Raw genomic sequence first — 18381 nt, forward strand, 5'->3', positions numbered from 1 at the left:
TTCTGGAGTTTGAATTAACCGATTATCTTCATCCAGTACCTTCAGGTAGGCTTGAACTTCTTCTACAGTTTCACAGTCTTCGGCTTTCTTCATTTCCATTATATTTGCTCCTCAGATAGTATTGTTTTGAGAGTTCATATCATGCTTTTTTCATAAAAAGATAGGCTTTTTTAAAACCGGGAAAATGGGAATGCGCCCATAAGCAATCTGGTCAAATCACGGGTAAACTAGGCTACCCACCTAAGCCGGGACAAAGCTAACATATCAATGGGTTACCGAATGCTCTCTCGGGCAGGGCAGTTCTCCGACCCTTTCAACAATCCATTCGAATAAGTCAGGAAATTTTTGCCCAAACAATCGTTGGGCTGCTGTTGTACCATCCTGCCTTTTTATTCCGAAATTATGGATGACAGTGAGCACTTTCAGCCTTGTTAATGGAATTGATCTTTGATTATGGTTCATTCGAGACAAGGCTCCATTCCTTCCTTCTACGGCAGAAGAAGTTCTTTGGAATTTTGTTGCAATCCAATGTGCCCAGCTTTGCCATTGTTTTATTTCTTCACTAGGAACATGGGCAGTCAGAGGATGATCATTCAGAACACTTTGAACTCGTTCGTAAGCCTGTTCATATGAATTTGAAAGGGATTCTGATGAAGTTCGTTTCAATTGAATCTCCCAATAAATAACCGGTAAGTAAGTATAAAGGAGCCAATCTGTTTTGTCAGCATCCAGATTATAATGTGCAATAGTTTCTTTGACCCAGATCCACCATATATCAATCAATGCTGCTATCTCACGAATCTGCTTTTCAACCTTATCAAGAGCATTTTTATTGTCTTTAATTTCGTACTCTACAGCCAAAGTTTTCAGCGCATACAGAGTCACCAGAAGTTTCTCAACAACATCTTCCGAGGTTAGAGGACCATTCTCATCAGTTGAAAACGGATGTACTGCTTTGGAAAAATTGTGCAGAAGATCATAATATCGTGTCTGACCTTCCATAATAACCTCATGCTCCGTTTTTAATGCTTCGATCTGTTTCTGTTTTCTGGTGACTTTTTCAGGACTTTTACCTGATTCCATAAGCAGTTCCAGAGCAGCAAGTTCTTTCGAAATTTTTCCATGAATCCGGGCTGCCTTATTTGCAAAACGCGTTCCCATAACTTTGACTATCTCATTCATTGCATGAAACAAGTCGGGAATTCTGCTGCACTGGATTCCTGAAGATGCAAGCTTTACAAGAGCTTTTGCGTTATCGCTGACCATATATGCAGCCTTTAATCCTAACCTTTCCAAAGCATGAACCGCTTTTTCTTTCCAGGTTTCACAGGTTCGGTTTTCAGCCGGTTCTTCGATAAGAATATAACCGGTACTCAACTCAATCATTACCAGTATCATCTTATCAAAAAAAGTTTCATCGGCTCCCACAATAACTTTGGCAGTTCCACCGCTATTTTTTTCAAAAGTCTCTTTGTATTTCAAAATAAGGCCTTCAATCTCAGCAACCTTCCTGTGAAGGCTGGTGGCAGAGATTCCGATATGCTTTTCAAGGCGAAGGATCTTGAAAAATTCGGAAATCGTTTCCATACCCACACCACAACGAATTCCAAAGACATAAAGCGTTGCACATACCAGAATTGTAAACCAGACCTGACCGGCTTCTGTTTCCCATGAGAGAGATTCCGGATATCGATTTCGATTCCTGATTGCCTGTTTATGTCTATGAACACTGCTTTTGGATATCCCAGTTGCAGCGGCAGCTTTTCTGATTGTATCAGATTTATTTTTTTGAAAAAATGAAAACACTTGAGTACATCTTGTTCGAATGCTCATATTATCATCTTTCATTTTTCATTTGTGTTTAAATATCAGTACCGGATGAAAAATTATTCTCCAATCTTTGTTGTAATCATCAATGAAACAAATGCAAGGATGAGCATGTTTTTTTCAAATTAGCAGGACATTTTGTCCCGCTTTAGGTAGGTAGCCGTAAACTAAACCCGTGCATTTAGACACCCCATACTTGAGCGAGTATATGGAATGGTAGATTGATGTTGGGTTTCGCTGCACTCTACCCAACCTACAAATGACCACGAATCAACACGAATGAATGATGGTTAATGGTATGTATTATCGCCGGGCCCGAATAACGGGAGGAACTTATTTTTTTACGGTGGTTACATGCAACCGCTTGGAAATATTAACGCAACCTGAAAATGTTAATCTCCTGCGGAGGGCGTTTAAATATGTGATGGAAAATCATCCATTTACAATTGATGCGATGGTGGTGTTGCCGGAACATCTGCATTGCATGTGGACCTTGCCCCGTGGGGACGATGATTTCCCGACCCGGTGGCGATTGATTAAAAGCTATTTTACCCGCAACGTGAACGCAAAATATCGACATGTAGCTTTTGAATCCCGAACGAGAAAACAGGAACAGGCGATCTGGCAAAGACGTTATTGGGAACATTTGATACGTGATGAGGAAGATTTCATCCGCCATGTCGAATATATTCATTACAATCCCGTGAAACATGGATTGGTTGACGTGCCGGGGAATTGGACGTATTCAAGCCTTCACCGGTATGTTCGACAGGGAAAATATCCCATTGATTGGGGTGCTGGCGAGAGATTTTTGTTTGATGAGACGATTGGAAAAGAGTGACATGTTGGCAATCGATGTTGGGTTGAGGAACGAAACCCAACAACTGGTAGAAAGAAAAAATTATCCGCCGTTAACCGGCAAATTCTTCCGGGTATTTAATTCTTCATCGCCCTGAAAATAGACCCTTCAGATAGTTTGTAATAAATATGATTGGCTGTTTAAGGGCGAAATATAGGCTTAAAGCCTTTATCTATGTATGTTGTACGTGCTGTATCTCCTTATGTTCAAGTCTTTCCGGCACGCTTCTTGTATATATCCATGTCCAGGATAGATGGCTTCGGCGCTATCATTAAAGAATTAAGTAGTAACAGCCACAGGAGACAGACATGTCTGATAATTCATCCATTCTTTCATCATTGGTTAACGGCTATGAGGCGTATGATACTGAGAAGACCTCAAAGAAAAGTGACGCCGGCTCGGGAACGTCATTGGGCAGCGAAGAATTTTTAACGCTTTTAGTGGCCCAGCTTGAAAATCAGAATCCCCTAGATCCGGCGGATACGGAACAGTTCACCGACCAGCTGGCCCAGTTCAGCCAGGTTGAGCAGCTGATCAATGTCAATGATAAGATTGATGAGATGATGGCGGATGCTGAGGGGTCTGACGGTAATATTGATGTCAACTCATTTGCAGGAATGACCGTTACGGCAACCGTGAACTCAATGACCATTGATGACGGCGCTGTTACTTCCGGGTTTTATGAGGTTGATGACTCTGCTGAGGTGATTGTGTATGTGTATGATGCCGATGGCACCCAGGTGGCGACCCTGCCCCAGGGCGAAGTTGAGGCCGGAGCTTATCTGGTCTCCTGGGATGGCACGGATGATGCGGGTAACACTCTGGATGACGGTGAATATTCCTATGTGGTGATGGCCAATTCCGGGAAGGGCTACAAAGAGGTGACATCCTATCTGTCCGGAACTGTGGAGGCGATATCTTACCAGAATGGAAAAGGATACCTGGTGGTCAACGGCGTGTTGGTGAACCCGGACGATGTGACAACGGTAAGCGCGTCTTCCCCTTCCGCCGCCTCTTCCAGTGACTCGCCGTCCGTTATTGAATATCTTGGCACCACGGTATCTTCAAGTCACCCCATCGTCCAGGTGGCAGCGGGCGAGGTCCAGGGGGATGCACTGGGCTTTAACCTGACTGCTGCGTCCGATGTCACGGTGACAATATATAACACCAATGATGAACAAGTTGATACGATTGACATATCAGCCCAAGAGACAACCACCGGAGAAAATGAGGTCGTCTGGGACGGGATGACAAGCAGCGATGAGCTGAGCGCTGACGGACTTTATTATTATACGGTTACAGCCGATACCGGAACAGCCGACATGGACATTTCCGGAGAGGTCAGTGCCATCACCGCCGTGGACGGTGTCCAGTACCTTGAAATTGGAGATACCGGGCGTCTGGTATCTGTATCAACCATAACTGCTGTTGAATAACAGCCATGTCCTGACGGATACAATATACAGAATGAAACTAAAGACAGCAACAATGCAGGCTAAAATGAGCGCCCCAGGCGCTTCGACCTCTTGTTTCTTGTATCTTGTCTCTAGTTTCTTATAAAAATCTTACCCATGCGAAGGAGAAACCCATGTCATTAACCAGTTCCCTTTATGCCGGCACCAGCGGCCTGGGCAACACCGGCAATGCACTCCAAGTCACAAGTAATAATATTTCAAACATCAATACCCTTGGGTTTAAAAAAGGGAACGCCACCTTTTCGGATACCCTTTACCAGACTATCGGCACCAATGCCGGTACTTCCCAGGTGGGGCTTGGTATGAACGTTGACAATGTTGCCCAGGTGTTCACCGACGGCTCCCTTGAAACCACAAGCAATGCCACAGACCTTGCCATTGGCGGGGATGGTTTCTTTGTTGTTTCCGAATTAAACTCTAACGAAAATTATTATACAAGGGCCGGTAATTTTTCATTCGATGAAAGCGGCGCGCTCGTCACGTCCGAAGGGTATGTTTTACAAGGATGGGAGGTTGAAGGCGATACCGGAGAAGAATACGGGGCCGTTACCGACCTGATATTGAGCGGTTTTACAAGCCCACCGGATGATACAAATGAAATTACCGTAATCACCAACCTGGATTCCGATGCCAAGTCCGAATCCATCGTTTTGTCCAACAATTTTAAATATGATGCGGACGACGGTACCACGATGAACTCGGATGGTTATGAATACCAGACCGTGGTTACGGCCTATGATTCCCTGGGCGCTTCCCATGAAGTCACTGTCTACTACGATAAGAAATCCGATACCGAATGGGAATACGTCATTGCCTGTGGTCCGGATGAAGACGCGCGCACCCTTGCGGCAAATACGGATTCTGCAGGGCTTTTGGCAAGGGGGACGATTTCCTTTTCCGAAAGTTCCGGTGACATCGTTTCCATGACCATGGAAGAATTTACAGGTGTGATTGGCAACGTGGATGTATCTGAAGGATATAATAGCATAGCAGATGTTCATTTTGAAATTGAAAACTCCGCCGCCATTCAAGAGGATGGTTACGGCTTTAAAATGTCATATGCCGAGGCCGATGGCTGGACCCTTGATGCGGTTCCCAATAATTACGACGTTGCAGCTATTCTCCCTGAGTCTAGTGCGAAAAAAATTTATATCGATCTTAATAACGACGGCGAAGCGGATTTAAAAATGTCTCTGGATGAAGAACCCATAGAGGATATCATTTCCTTTGATATTAACGATCCCATGGAACTCCACGTTCAGGATATTCGAAATGTGGTTTACGATGGTGGTGTGACGGCCGACAACACAACATTAGCCATTAACGATCCCAGTGTCATAACAACATCAGTTGAAGATATGTCCATTAGCTGGGATGCGACTGAGGAAATCTGGAGCTTTGGTAGAGATGCAGTCAATAACCTGAACTCAGATCACTCAACTCCCGAGGTCAGTTCCCTGACCACAAGCGACACAACCCAAGTGAGTACGGATGCCTCTTTGATTACCATTAATAACGAAGAGGCTATAACCACTGCCGCCACGGTCAGCTTGGTATATGACTTTGCTAACACTAAATGGGGTTTCAATGATGGTTCAGGTGCGCCTACGGGTACGGGGCCTACCACCCAATATCCCAGTGTCGCAATTGTCGCTGGTACCAATGACAGTGTTGATATTGACTTTGACGGAGATGGTACGGCTGATGTCACAATAGATGTAACAAACGGAGGTTCCAACACAGCGTTAACAGACGGAACAACCTTTTCCTTTAACGTGGATCCACCCCAAGTGAGTACGGATGCCTCTTTGATTACCATTAACAACGAAGAGGCGATAACCGATGCCGCCACTGTCAGCTTGAAATATGATGGTACTAACAGTAAATGGGTTTTCGATAGTACGGCGCCCAGCGAATATTCCAGTATGACTATTACCACTGGTGCCAGTGACCTTGTTGAGATTGACTTTGACGGAACAGGTGGTGCGGATGTCACAATCGATGTAAGAAATAGTGGTGCTAACGCAGCTTTAACAGACGGAACAACCTTTTCCTTTGACGTGACGCCGCCGAATGCCTTACCGGATGAATACAGCAACGCAACCCTTTCAGGCGATGCCACATATTGTTCCATTGACCTGGACGGGTCCGGCAATGATGACGATGAGGACGATATTGTCTTCACGTTTGGCGAAGAACTTATAGAGGATAGTTCGATCACTTTTGATATTGAAGGCTCGACAGCATGGCGCACGGTGACAACCGATGAGGTGGAAGAGACAGGGTATTACCAGTTTACGGCTGATTTCCTCGGCGGGGAATTCGGTACCACGGAAACCGACATCTCATTTAATATCGGGTCAAAATTTAACGGCAGCAACTGGATTAATGATTCGTTATCCTCTACCCAGTACGCCAGATCTTCTTCCACGACATACCAGGATTCAGACGGGTATGCATCCGGGGATCTCACCGGGATTGGGGTGGAATCCAATGGCCTGATTAGCGGTTCCTATTCAAATGGCCAGAATATTGCCTTGTTCAAGATTGCGCTGGCGGACTTTAACAATCCAAACGGCCTTGAAAATGTGGGCGGCAATCTTTATCAAGCCACAACAGACAGCGGGGCAGCCATCACCAATAAACCCGGGGAAAACGGACTGGGCACCCTGTCATCCTATGCCCTTGAGATGTCCAATGTGGATATCTCCGAGGAATTTGTTGACATGATCGGCCTGCAGACGGCCTATGAGGCCAATGCTAAGATCATCAGCACCGTGGATGAACTGATGAACACGGTTATAGGTATGAAACGATAGCAAATAGGGTGGAATCATGAGCGGTCTTAATGCCATACTAAATACTGCGTCCAATGCCGTTACGGCCTATCAGGCCGCCATCAGCGTGACGGGCCAGAATATTGCCAACGCGGACAATGAGGATTACAGCATCCAGTCTGCGCAGTTGTCCACCACACCCACCGTGACATCGGGGGGCAATATTTATGGTACAGGGGTTACGGTTGCCTCTGTTTCACGTTTCGTAAACCAGCTCATTGAAAATACGTTGACTTCTGAACTGTCCAGTCAGGCGGCTCTGGAAGAGGCACAGGTCTATATGTCTTCTATTGAAGACCTGTTTTCCGAAGACAGTGATGACAGCGTGAATACCCTTTTGGATGCCTACTGGTCCGCCTGGGAGGATTTGAGCAACAACCCGTCCGGTGAAACCGAACAAAATGCCGTATATGATGCCGGTCTTGCCCTTACCAAACGCATCAATGCCATTGAAGAGGCCCTGTCTGATCTGACCGATGACCTGGACAGCGAAATCTCTTCGGCCGTTACCGAAGTGAACAGCCTTTCCGAGCAAATCGCGGGGTTAAATCTGGCCATGATCAATGCCGAAAGTATCGGCGGGAATGCCAATGACCTTGCGGATAAACGAAACGCCCTGGTGGACGATCTTGGAAAACGCATTGACGTGGATGTTATCGCGAAAGATGATGGTTCCTACCTGATCACCAGCTGCGGCCTGCCGCTGGTGGAGGACGGCATTTCATACGATATAAGCCTGGACCAGGGCAGTGTGTACTGGACCGGCAAATCCGGCAACACCTATGATATTACCAATGATATACCCGGTGGTGCCATTGCCGGATGGCTTGAGGTCAGGGATGTGATGATTCCCGAAACCCAGGCTGAATTTGATGAACTTGCCACCAATCTGATCTGGACCTTGAACGCTCAGCATTCCCAGGGGGCAGGGCAGACCTATTTTTCCGGCGCCCTGGCGGGCACCTACGAGGCCGGGGAGAGCGGGACGTTTGATAGTCTGTATTACGGGGATGAAATTGACTACACCAGGGATTTTTCCATGGTGATCCAGGATGCTACGGACACCACCTCGGAATACCAGACCGTAAATGTGGATATGGGGATATCCACAGCCGGCATCTCTAATATTACCGGACCCGGAAAGGCTGACGCCATTTATGAACTCACGGTGATTGATGAGGGGACCCTGGGAGATAAGACCGTGGTGCAGTCCAGTGGAACGCTTTTGGGCGATGTGTCATATCACCCAGGCGGTATTGCCAATGCCATGGATGCGGCTTTGGCGGAACAAACCCTTACCATTACCCATGGGTCTGATACACAGACTCTGGATATTTCCGACACGGGTTCCGGTGCCGGTCGGTCCGCTGCTCAGATTGCCGAAAAACTGTCCGGCATTGACGGCATTGATGCCTATGCTTCTTCGACCTCAGCCTATTTTGATGTTTCCAATATTTTATCGGCTGCCGACGGTGATATTGTGACGTTTACTTTGGATGTTGACGGGGTACAAGAAGATGTCAAGTTTACTGTGGATACGTCACTTTCTCTTTCAGAACAGTTTGAGGATGCGCTTAAAGCCGGGGCCCAATCCATTAATGAAATCAACCGGAACACGGATCTGGCTGTGGGCGACATGTCCATTGAAAGTACGTCAGGTGCCACCCTCGGGATTTATGATTTTAATGTCGTGAACAATGCGGGCATCACCCTTTCCAACTTTCAAAATTTTGATACGGATGATGCTTCTGTTTCATTGACCTTGTCCACCACCGGGACAACAAACCAGGACATCGATATTGCCGTGGATCTGACGGATGTGGATACCACCGACTCTGCTGAAGTGGCCCAGGCGTTTTACGATGCCATCTCAAACACATTGACAGATAACGAAACCCTTGCGGTTGAGCTTGATGAGGGCACAGACGAGTTGACCATTTTGACCACCGACGGCTCCAATGTGTCCCTGTCCAAGGCTTCCGAGAGTACAGGAAATGATGCCGTCATTGATGTTGTCGCAGTCGGTAGTTCGGTTCTAACAGATACCGGACAACTCCTTTTTGACGGATCAGACGAGGAAGGTGCCCAGGCCACTTTTTCAGATGGAGATGTACTCGGGGTTACCATGGATGCCGGCGGTTCCGAACCCCGATCTTTGGATGAAACCGACTCCGGGGCAACCGATGCCCTAGCCATCGTCGGTTCCGTGAGTATTGTCATGGATCCGGGTATGCAAATCAGTTCTGACGAAACTTCCGCTGCCGGACTGTTCGGCGCCGGCGGAACGCCTGTGACCGGCACCAGCATGATTACCCTGGGTGGCGCCGGTGGATATGACGGGTTTGATGACGGGGAAAACATTACATTTGAACTGGATGGCCAGCCTGTCTCTTATGCCGTGGCAGCCCCGGCAGGCACCACGGATGCCGAGCAGGCCCAGCAGTTAGAAGGTGCCCTTTCAGCGGCCCTGGATCTGGCAAGCTATGAGATTATCAGAAACGGATCATCCGTATCCATCGTAAAAATGGATGCAACTGATACAGATGCCATTGTGATTTCAGATTTCAGCGACACGGGGAGTGATGCGGTGTTGCGCGTCTCTACCGGCACTGGCTCCGGCAGTGAATCGCCGGAAAATGAGACCCTGGTGTCCGGCTCAGCTACAAAAAATTCGACCACCGCCGCCACATTTGGTGACCCTGCCACTATTTACTGGGAAATTTTTGACAATAAGGGCAATGCCTCCGGCCAGTCCGGATATGTTGAGATTGATGAATCCGGTGCGGTTGAGATTGACAGCACAGGGACACCCGTAAGTTTTGACATTTCCCAAGGCAGTCTTGTGGCCGGAAACACCCTGCGGATCAATACCGATGCCGCCGGAAACGCCGACATTCTTCAAGGTTCGGTTACAGGAAAGGCCGCAAGTGTCGATGATATGTATGCGTTTACGGTTACTTCCGGCGGCACCCTGCCGGATGATAAAGATGATATTGTGATCCAATGGACGTCTGAAACCGGTTCAGGCACCATTGAGCTTAAGGATGATAAGGATGAAAATCGCCGGATTACCGCGGACGTGGACGGCATGACCATCGCCTTTGACAGCGGCACCCTGGTGAACGGGGAGGTCTTTTATATCGCCACGGATGAGAATGGGAAAGCCGTGGGAGATACCATACAGACCCTTTCGGAATGGCACTGGACCCTTGACGCCTTTGCCGGCGAGTTTAACCGCAGCGCAGGTGGTGTGAATGTGTCGGTCACCCGGGACAATCGCATTGTGTTTGATACCCATGATGACTATTGCGCCATTGAAAACGTCACCTGTTCAGGCGGTAATAACATTGACCAAGAAAATTTGGAAATCAAGGTGTTGAACTATAGCGCCCTGGAATTTGAGGCTGAGGGCCTTGAATTTGTACGCACGACGGACCCGGGCGACGGGAGCGTCACCTGGGACGTTGAAAACGACCCCACGGGCACCATGAAAATTATTCCGGACGGTGGTGATGATAACGGGTTTCAGATTGATCTGACCGGTAACGCTATCGGGGATATTGAAATCACCTTTGGCCAGCCGGTTTCAGGTGACGGGTATATCCGCATGGATCTGAAATCCAGGGACGCAGATGATCTCTCCTATGCCTTTGCAGGGAATGAAGACGGGGACAGCGGGGTTGCGGCCGCCCTTGGGGTGAATACCTTTTTTACCGGTACAAAGGCATCAGACATCCGTGTGAATGACGTGTTGTCCGACACCGATCTGCTGGCGTCAGGCATTTTGGATACTGAAACCTTTGCGCTTGCCGCCGGCGATAATACCAATGCCATGGCCATGGCCGACACCCGTTACGACAGTGTTGACATGAAAGCGTATACATATACCAGGGGAAAGGGGGTTAGGGTTTCGGTCACCACCACCTCCCTGGATGATTATCAGGCATCCCTGGTCTCTACCATCGGGTCCACGACGGCCGGTATTAATTCCGCGTTGGAGTATTCCGAAAGCCTGATGTTCCAGCTTACGGCCCAGCGGGATTCAATCTCCGCCGTGTCCCTGGATGAAGAAATGATTAACCTGACAGCCCAGCAGCAGGCCTATCTTGCCGCGGCCAAGTTGCTGACAACTGTGCAGGAAATGTTCGACGCCCTGCTTGCAACGCGTTGATAAACCCATTTTATAGGAAGTCTGCCATGAGAGTCGCAACCATCAGCATATACAAACAGGCCACATATCAGCTTGGACGACTCACCTCTGATTTAAACGAGGCCAATGAAGTCGTCTCCAGCAATATTAAAATCAGTTCCGCATCTGATGATCCATCGGGTATGAAGCAGGTGCTGACCATCAATTCCGACCTGGCCGCCTTGGACCAGTATCAGGTGAATGTAGACCAGGCCCAGAACGTGCTGACCACGGCTGAAACCGCCCTTGACACCATGGCGGATCAGTTGTCCGAAATGAAGCTCTTATGCTCGGCGTTGACCAATGCGTCCGCGTCTTACCAGGAGCGATCCAACGCTGCCGAGAGCATGCCGGGGTATCTTGCTAGCCTTCTGGACCTTGCCAATACCGACGCCTATGGCGGATATGTGTTTGGTGGTGACAATAACCGGACAACCCCGTTTACCTGTGATGATGATCATCATCCCACCAGCGTAACCTACAACGGGAGCAGTGACCTGGTCAATATCAGCACCTCCAGGAACACCACCATATCCCTGGATTGCTGTGGCCGTGACCTGTTTTATGAAGATCATATCACCGTTAATCCCACCAACAACAAGATTGTTTTCATCGAAGACCCCGGCACAGGTGACGATGATATCATCACCCATGAGGCAACCATTACCAGCGGCACCTACAGTAAAGAAGAACTTGCCGCTGCTGTTGAAGACAGCCTGAACGACGTCAGCGAGGAACAGGGATATGGTATTATCTACGCGGTGGCATATGATGACGACACCAATACATTTTCCATTGGCACTGACGGCAGTCTTGACACCCCCATGCGTGTGACCTTTGAAGCGATCCAGACGGAAACCGCCAGGACCTCGAATCTTAAAACGGATGGTGCAAATTTTGAAGATGTAAAAATCAATATCGTTAATGAAACGCCTGTGACCGAATACACGCCGGTTCCCGAGGGGACAAAGCCATTAACGTTCACCTACACCGAAGACAACACCTGGAAAGTGTCCAACGATCCGGGGTATGGGCTGCCTGCCGAGATTGAAGTTGATCCAGGCGATGAATCCATAGAAATCGACGTAAATGATAACGGGAAAGCAGACATTGTTGTAAATCTGGGTGGGACGCCTGAAGCGGGAGATACGGTCTCTTTTGATATTGTGGAAGGCTATGAAAATGCAAGTATTTTGCCTGATTTGGGGTTTGAAAGTGACAGCGTAATCCTTGAGACGGTTACCAGTGATGTTCCAGTGGAAAACAGTTCGTTTCCGGTGACGGTGGATGACACTAATGATACCATTGATTTCACCGAAACCCTTTTAGATGGGGGCGGCACCTCGGTTCAACTGACTGCCGAGATAGCGGCCGACACATATTCAGATCCTGAATCCTATGCTGAAGCGGTTGAAAAGGCCCTTGAAACCGCCTCGGCGGAAAACGGCAACCGGGTCAATTATTCAGTGTCAGTGGCATATGACGAAGATAACAACGCTTCCTTTACCATCAGCGAGGATACGGACACCGGCCGGCAGCTTGAGTCCTTTGACCTGCTGTTCTCCTCGGGTACCCATGCCGACTCAAGTGCTGCCGGCGATCTTGGCTTCAATGCCGAGGATGTCTCTTCAAAACCCCTGGAGGGCGAAGAAGCCACCTGGAGTGTATGGGATACTGTTTTTAATCTTAAAAACGCCCTGGAAAATAATGATGTGGACGGCATTCAGCGGGCAATGAACTGGCTGGACAATCATTATGAAAGTCTTACATCAAGCATGTCAACGGTGGGCCGGATTTACAGCAGCACAACCACCACCGAAGCCACTATTCTGGATACGGATTTAACATTGACCACCCAGCGCTCTACGGTCCGGGATGCAGATACCGTGGAGGCCATTATGAATCTTAAATCCGCCCAGACCGTTTATCAGGCGGCGTTAAGTTCGACATCCTCTGTGATGGGGATGAGCCTGGTGGATTATATGGGATGATTTTTTTTTGAACCACGGAAGACACGGAAGGGCACGGAAATGAGGGGCTTGATTGATAATTGGAGTCAACCGTTTTATACAAGTTGGGAAAGAAGGGTTTTTGCAGGTACCTTCACCGGTCTTTTGACAGAGAAACAATCTTCATCAACATAATCTGCATTTAACTCAATTTGGAATGTGTGGTCCGTTTTTAGAATATGACTGAAATATTCAAGATGGGGAGAGATTCTCTTCGACGAAGATGACTTAACTTCAACAAGAATCCAAGGGGTATTGTCCCTGGTTATAAGAAAATCAACTTCTCTTTTCATTTTATCTCTCAGATAAAAAAGTCCGTAGTCTCCAAAGCCGGCATCTGACCAGTAATGGACGGCTTTCAGCAAGTGTGACGCCACAATGTTTTCATGTCGTGCGCCTTTGTCCGGTATGAGCGACCAATCCCACAAAAAGTATTTAGGTTGCTTTCTCAACGACTTAGGGATATTCACGAAATAGGGCCGGATCGAATAACAATAATAAAGTCTTTCGAGAATCACCAGCCATCTTTTTACCGTATCAACTGAAATGTTAAGATCTTGTGCAAGTGAGCTGTAGTTGGTGAGCTGGCCGGTTTGATGTTTTAGAATTTCCGCTAAAGTTTCTATTAAAGAGATTTCCTGTACATTGGTCAGATCTCTTACATCTTCATAAAAAAACTGTTCCGTGCGCAGCCTGCGCCATCTATTATAAAATCGTTTGTCCGCTTTTAAAAAAGGTTCCGGAAAACCACCGTATTCCAGCAGATCTTTCATGGTCTGGTCTGGAAAATTTTGTGGTTCTCTTATCTCTTTTTCAATTAAATCTGAATGAATTGTTTCAGCAACGGATAGCGGGTGAAGGCGATAGTTAAAATATCTGCCCATAAGGCTGTCACCGGACTTTTTATAAATATTGAGCCGGGCACTGCCCGTCACCAGAATTTTGAAATCGGTGCCGTAACTGTCAAAAAAACCTTTTAAAAATTGTTTCCATTTGCCGTATTTATGGATTTCGTCCAGAATAATTAAACTGTCTTTTTTACCCAGGGCGTCAAGGTTGTAAACCCGGACCAGGTTATCTGGCCCTTTGGTTATATTCAGCCGATCCCCCTGGTTATCCCAGTTAATATACAATGCATTTTCATCAATCATTTGTGCAGATGTCGTCTTTCCCACCTGTCTTGGTCCACTGACAAATGCCATTTGCCTGTTTTGAACAAGGTGTTCCCTGATCAGGTCATTGTAAATTCTTTGCATGAAGAGACTCCTGCTAAACAGCTATACAATTAAAGGCCTTGGTCATATTTTAGGCCATACGGATTTCCGGTAGGTTGGGTTGAGGAACGAAACCCAACGCCAATAAGTTGTTGGGTTTCACTTCGTTCAACCCAACCTACGCTGTGGCCGATGTTATGACCAAACCCCAATTAAAGGCAGTGTGTAAAAATTTTGCCCAGGCAATATCCTATTTTTTTATTTGCATTGAAAATAATCTGAATTTTGTTTTCGATCAAGGACTATTTTTAGTGCTGTCGTAAAATGGTACAGACTCTTCTGAGGAACACGCTAAAATGGTACAGAGACTCGTCTTTGTGAACCACGGAAAACACGGAAAGCAATGAAAGTTAGCGCGCAAAGCGCTCAATCTCATTTCCGTGCCTTTCCGTGTCTTCCGTGGTTAATTTTAGAACAGGTATTTCCAGACTTTCCAGCCGATTTTTTCTTCGGGTTGCCATCCGGTCGGCATCTGCATGAGGTTTTCCGGGTTCTGATTTTTTAACGCATTGCGTTTTTTCTGCTTTTCCTGTTCCATCTCTTCCCAGGTGACGGTGGTACGGTTGAATACTTTATGGTTTATGGCAGCGGCAATGCGGTCCACCTTTTTTATCAGGTCGTCACTGTTCTTGGATTGTTCAAAAAAAGCCATATACTTTTTTTCAGCGGTGTCAAATACTTTGGCATCAATGCTGAAGGCACCTGCAAGGCTGGTGATGGTGCCGTGAAGCACATACCTGGATCCGGTTTTTTCGGCCGTTTTATGGACCAGTTTATTACCGGAAAATTCTTTTAACCCAGCCTGAAGGGAGGCCATTTTTCTGGGCGGCACAACAACGACTTTTTCAGGCCAGGTGAGCCTGGAATAGAGCATGGTTGAGATCCCTTTTTTAATGTAGTCCAGATTTTTATCGGCATTGATGTTAAAGGAAAGCACGGCAAGGGTTTCAGGCGTAGCGGCAACAGCCGTACATGAAAAGATCAATCCGCCGAGGATGAAGACGGACAAAATCACTTTAATAACGGTATGTGGTTTATTCATTTATTTTTTCCGTTACAGTTTTGATTTAAGCATGGGCGTGACCACTTTGGGGTCTGCCTTGCCCCGGGTTTTTTTCATGACCTGACCCATGAAAAAGCTGAACAGCTTGGTTTTTCCGTCCCTGTATGCTTGAACTTCGTCTGGGTTTTCCTGGATGATTTCATCCACCATGCCTTCAAGTTCGCCTTGATCCGATACCTGTTCAAGGCCTTTCTCCTTGACGATGGATTCAGGATCTTGGCCGGTTTCAATCATTTGTTCAAAAACGGTTTTGGCGGCATTGGCATTAATTCGGGAGGATTCCAGAAGTCCAAGGAGCTTTGAAAATTCATGAGCAGAAACAGGTGACTCGCTGATTTCAATGGCCTTGGCGTTAAGCATGCCCATGAGGGTGGTCATGATCCAGTTGGCGGCCTGCTTGATGTTTTTCAGCGGCGTAATGGTCTGTTCAAAAAAATTGGCCATGTCCAGGTCCGCGGTTAACACAGCGGCATCATACTCAGACAGATTGTATGCCGTGATAAACCGTTGCTTTTTTTCCTCAGGCAGTTCCGGCATGCCGGCACGAACGTCCTGGATCCAGGCATCGTCCACAATCAGCGGTACAAGGTCGGGATCAGGGAAATATCTGTAATCGTGGGCCTCTTCCTTGCCCCGCATGGATGCGCTGCGGTTTTTGGTCGGATCCCACAGGCGGGTCTCCTGGATAACCTCTCCGCCCTCTTCCAATACATAGGTCTGGCGCTGGATTTCATACAGGATAGCTTTTTCCACATTTTTAAAGGAGTTCAGATTTTTAAGCTCGGTGCGGGTGCCGAATTTTTCCTGCCCCACGGGCCGCAGGGAAACATTGGCGTCACATCTGAATGAGCCTTGTTCCATGTTGCCGTCGCAGACATCAATGTATTTTAAAATGGCGTGCAGTTTTCTCAGGTATGCACCGGCCTGGGATGCCGTGCGAAGGTCGGGTTCACTGACAATTTCGATAAGGGGTACCCCTGTTCTGTTCAGGTCTACCATGCTTTTCCCGCGCAGGGGATCGTGGATCAGCTTTCCGGCATCTTCTTCCATGTGAATGCGGGTGATGCCGATGCGTTTTTCCGTTCCATCTGCTTCAATATCCAGAAAGCCGTGTTCGGCAATGGGCATGGCAAACTGGGAGATCTGGTACCCCTTGGGAAGATCCGGGTAAAAATAATTTTTTCTGTCAAACCGGCTTTCCCGGTTGATGGTGCAGTTGGTGGCAAGACCGGCTTTGATCGCAAAGGTGACGGCTTGTTTATTCAGTACCGGTAAAACCCCCGGCATACCGGTGCATACCGGGCAGGTATTGGCGTTGGGGGACTTGCCGAAGGCGGTTGAGCAGCTGCAGAAAATTTTAGTCTTGGTTTTAAGCTGGGCGTGGACCTCTAGTCCGATAACGGGTTCAAATGCCATGTGATATTTGGTTCCTTTGGGTGCCCGGCGCATGACGGCATCACACCCGGGGGTTGAGTTCTTAACAGCCTTCCTTTATAACCTTGATGTTTTTAATTATCAAGAATATCTCCTAAATAGAATAGAAGGAAATCATTTCAATGAAGTTTTTTTTCTGTGTGATGGGCATGGTCATGATTGTGGAAGGGTTGCCCTATTTCATCGCGCCGCATAAAATGCAGCAGATGGTAATGCTGATTCAGCAAATGCCCGAAGGCAGCTTAAGGCGATTCGGCTTCTTTATGATGCTTGCGGGTCTGGCGGTCGTATACCTTGCCATGGGGGCCGGTTGATGTACAATCTGGAGGATTACCACTATCATTTGCCCGAATCCTTGATTGCCCAGACACCCTGTGAACACAGAAGTCTGTCCCGGCTCATGCACCTGGACCGCAGGCGCCATGGCATCAGCCATCGCAGGTTTCTTGATATCGCTGATCTGCTGCGCCCCGGTGATCTGCTGGTGGTCAATGATACCCGGGTCGTGCCGGCAAGGCTTTTGGGGCATAAATCCACGGGGGGACGGGTAGAGGTCCTCATTATTGACTATGCGGCCGGCATGAAACACCTGGCCGATACCGGAGGGTTTCAGTGTGATTGCCTGATCCGGGCCTCACGCAGACCGGGAGCGGGCACGGTGCTTGATCTGGGCGAGGGTATCAAGGCCACTGTGATTGAACACCGGGACCGGATCTCTGTGGTCTGTTTTGACGGGGGCACTGATTTTTTATCCCGGTTAAAAAAAGCAGGTAAAATGCCCTTGCCGCCCTATATAAAACGGGATCAGAATCCGGGGCAGGGGAGCGGCACACCGGCGCAAATGGATGAGCAGAATGACCGGCACGATTACCAGACAGTTTATGCAAACGCCGAAGGGGCCGTGGCTGCACCCACGGCCGGGCTTCATTTTACAAACGATTTGCTTGCAACGCTTTCCGACAAGGGTGTGGAGGTGGTCCAAATCACCCTGCATGTGGGGTATGGCACCTTTGTCCCGGTGCGGGTTAAGGATATCCGGGATCATCAGATTCACTCGGAATATTTTATTGTAGATGAACAGACGGCTGAAACGATTAACCAGGCCCGTGGGGCCGGGCGCAGGGTTGTTGCCGTGGGCACCACTGCGGTGCGCACCCTGGAGTTTTGTACCGACCCTGGGGGGCGGATGTCGGCCGGTCAGGGCCGCTGTGATCTGTTTATCTATCCAGGCTACCGGTTCAAATGCGTGGATGCCATGCTCACCAATTTCCACTTGCCTGAATCCACGCTGCTTATGCTGATTTCGGCCTTTTATGACCGGGAACGGATTTTAAATGCCTACAAGGTGGCCGTGGCTGAGAAATACCGGTTTTTCAGTTATGGCGATGCCATGTTTATAGAGTGAGAATCAAAG

At 48.0% G+C, this 18381-nt stretch carries 11 protein-coding genes; 7 read left to right on the plus strand and 4 right to left on the minus strand.

Annotated elements, in window-relative coordinates:
* Positions 1 to 264 precede the first annotated feature (264 nt).
* A complete protein-coding gene (locus HXW94_RS19230; protein WP_218576640.1) occupies positions 265 to 1848 on the minus strand; it encodes a DUF6399 domain-containing protein in 1584 nt (527 codons plus the stop codon).
* Between the two features lie 277 nt (positions 1849 to 2125).
* Here HXW94_RS19230 and HXW94_RS08985 point away from each other — a divergent pair, with 277 nt between their 5' ends.
* The 5 genes from HXW94_RS08985 (at position 2126) to HXW94_RS09005 (ending at position 13178) form a co-directional block, all read left to right on the plus strand.
* Positions 2126 to 2668, plus strand: a complete 543-nt coding sequence (locus tag HXW94_RS08985) for an REP-associated tyrosine transposase (protein ID WP_178366591.1) — start codon at positions 2126 to 2128, stop codon at positions 2666 to 2668.
* A 326-nt stretch (positions 2669 to 2994) separates the two neighbouring features.
* On the plus strand, positions 2995 to 4122 hold the full coding sequence (locus HXW94_RS08990; protein ID WP_178366561.1) for a FlgD immunoglobulin-like domain containing protein: 1128 nt from the start codon (positions 2995 to 2997) through the stop codon (positions 4120 to 4122).
* A gap of 152 nt (positions 4123 to 4274) precedes the next feature.
* Complete coding sequence (locus tag HXW94_RS08995) at positions 4275 to 6980, plus strand: flagellar hook-basal body complex protein (protein WP_178366562.1); 2706 nt, start codon at positions 4275 to 4277, stop codon at positions 6978 to 6980.
* A 16-nt stretch (positions 6981 to 6996) separates the two neighbouring features.
* The gene (gene flgK, locus HXW94_RS09000; protein ID WP_178366563.1) at positions 6997 to 11169 is read left to right on the plus strand and encodes a flagellar hook-associated protein FlgK; all 4173 of its coding nucleotides are present in this window, start codon (positions 6997 to 6999) and stop codon (positions 11167 to 11169) included.
* Between the two features lie 26 nt (positions 11170 to 11195).
* Positions 11196 to 13178 (plus strand): flagellin N-terminal helical domain-containing protein, encoded by a 1983-nt coding sequence (locus HXW94_RS09005; RefSeq protein ID WP_178366564.1) that lies wholly within the window; start codon positions 11196 to 11198, stop codon positions 13176 to 13178.
* 74 nt (positions 13179 to 13252) lie between these two features.
* On the opposite strand, the gene HXW94_RS09010 is transcribed toward HXW94_RS09005, so the two are convergent.
* From HXW94_RS09010 to gatB, 3 genes are all read right to left on the minus strand, one after another.
* Entirely contained in the window at positions 13253 to 14452 is a 1200-nt protein-coding gene (locus tag HXW94_RS09010; RefSeq protein WP_218576641.1) for an ATP-binding protein, read from the minus strand.
* A gap of 427 nt (positions 14453 to 14879) precedes the next feature.
* Entirely contained in the window at positions 14880 to 15512 is a 633-nt protein-coding gene (locus tag HXW94_RS09015; RefSeq protein ID WP_178366565.1) for a hypothetical protein, read from the minus strand.
* 12 nt (positions 15513 to 15524) lie between these two features.
* A complete protein-coding gene (gatB, locus tag HXW94_RS09020; protein WP_178366566.1) occupies positions 15525 to 16949 on the minus strand; it encodes an Asp-tRNA(Asn)/Glu-tRNA(Gln) amidotransferase subunit GatB in 1425 nt (474 codons plus the stop codon).
* 140 nt (positions 16950 to 17089) lie between these two features.
* Here gatB and HXW94_RS09025 point away from each other — a divergent pair, with 140 nt between their 5' ends.
* Positions 17090 to 17281: a DUF2065 domain-containing protein gene (locus HXW94_RS09025; protein WP_178366567.1), complete on the plus strand. Its 192-nt coding sequence runs from the start codon at positions 17090 to 17092 to the stop codon at positions 17279 to 17281.
* Complete coding sequence (queA, locus tag HXW94_RS09030) at positions 17281 to 18372, plus strand: tRNA preQ1(34) S-adenosylmethionine ribosyltransferase-isomerase QueA (protein ID WP_178366568.1); 1092 nt, start codon at positions 17281 to 17283, stop codon at positions 18370 to 18372. The genes HXW94_RS09025 and queA overlap by 1 nt, the downstream gene beginning before the upstream one ends.
* Positions 18373 to 18381 lie beyond the last annotated feature (9 nt).

The organism is Desulfobacter latus, from assembly GCF_013389365.1.
GTDB lineage: Bacteria > Desulfobacterota > Desulfobacteria > Desulfobacterales > Desulfobacteraceae > Desulfobacter > Desulfobacter latus.

Bases quoted from the DNA above. Each gene is read 5' to 3' on its own strand.
- HXW94_RS19230 (WP_218576640.1), bottom strand. From the start codon at position 1,848: ATGAAAGATGATAATATGAGCATTCGAACAAGATGTACTCAAGTGTTT.
- HXW94_RS08985 (WP_178366591.1), top strand. From the start codon at position 2,126: ATGTATTATCGCCGGGCCCGAATAACGGGAGGAACTTATTTTTTTACG.
- HXW94_RS08990 (WP_178366561.1), top strand. From the start codon at position 2,995: ATGTCTGATAATTCATCCATTCTTTCATCATTGGTTAACGGCTATGAG.
- HXW94_RS08995 (WP_178366562.1), top strand. From the start codon at position 4,275: ATGTCATTAACCAGTTCCCTTTATGCCGGCACCAGCGGCCTGGGCAAC.
- flgK (WP_178366563.1), top strand. From the start codon at position 6,997: ATGAGCGGTCTTAATGCCATACTAAATACTGCGTCCAATGCCGTTACG.
- HXW94_RS09005 (WP_178366564.1), top strand. From the start codon at position 11,196: ATGAGAGTCGCAACCATCAGCATATACAAACAGGCCACATATCAGCTT.
- HXW94_RS09010 (WP_218576641.1), bottom strand. From the start codon at position 14,452: ATGCAAAGAATTTACAATGACCTGATCAGGGAACACCTTGTTCAAAAC.
- HXW94_RS09015 (WP_178366565.1), bottom strand. From the start codon at position 15,512: ATGAATAAACCACATACCGTTATTAAAGTGATTTTGTCCGTCTTCATC.
- gatB (WP_178366566.1), bottom strand. From the start codon at position 16,949: ATGGCATTTGAACCCGTTATCGGACTAGAGGTCCACGCCCAGCTTAAA.
- HXW94_RS09025 (WP_178366567.1), top strand. From the start codon at position 17,090: ATGAAGTTTTTTTTCTGTGTGATGGGCATGGTCATGATTGTGGAAGGG.
- queA (WP_178366568.1), top strand. From the start codon at position 17,281: ATGTACAATCTGGAGGATTACCACTATCATTTGCCCGAATCCTTGATT.